Source organism: Lysobacter sp. TAB13 (assembly GCF_052113885.1).
Classification (GTDB): domain Bacteria; phylum Pseudomonadota; class Gammaproteobacteria; order Xanthomonadales; family Xanthomonadaceae; genus Lysobacter; species Lysobacter gummosus.
Map to the genome: position 1 here is coordinate 1 of NZ_JBFRDR010000084.1, position 642 is coordinate 642.

Here is a 642-nt window from a genome sequence, read left to right on the forward strand (position 1 = left end):
CCGGCAGCATTCGCCTGCGGGCGGGCCTCACCGCACCAGCGCAAATGCGACCGACGCAATCAGCAGGCCGGCGAAGACGATATTGATGGCCCGGTTCAGCCGCGGCCCACGAAAACAGCGGGTCAGCGCCGCTCCCGCGCCGGCAGCATTCGCCTGCGGGCGGGCCTCACCGCACCAGCGCAAATGCGACCGACGCAATCAGCAGGCCGGCGAAGACGATATTGATGGCCCGGTTCAGCCGCGGCCCACGAAAACAGCGGGTCAGCGCCGCTCCCGCGGCGAGCCAGAGCAGATTGACCGCGGCGATGATCGCCATCAGCAGCGCCGCCTTCGCCAGCGCATCGGCGGCAACCCGCTCGCGCAAGAGGACGAAACCGGAGAAGAGCGCCGCCATCGCCGCATAGCCCTTCGGGTTGACGAGCGACAGTAGGGCACCTGCAGCGAAGGACGGTTGCTCATCGCGTTCGCTCGCCTCGCTCAGGGGCGGCGCAGTAGCAATGCGATAGGCCAGATAGAGAAAATACCCAGCCGCAGCGACCGTCACCACCGGCGCGACGCCGGGCAGTGCCATCAGCACCCCGACCATGCCGCTGGCGGTGATCGCGATGACGGCGGCCATGCCGCTGGTGATGCCGGCAGCAT

The 642-nt window shown here is 68.4% G+C and carries 1 protein-coding gene; it reads right to left on the bottom strand.

The window, feature by feature from the left end:
* Positions 1-166 precede the first annotated feature (166 nt).
* Positions 167-642, bottom strand: a 476-nt coding sequence (locus AB4Y92_RS25230) for a LysE family translocator (protein ID WP_441822108.1), incomplete at its 5' end; no start/stop codon positions are given.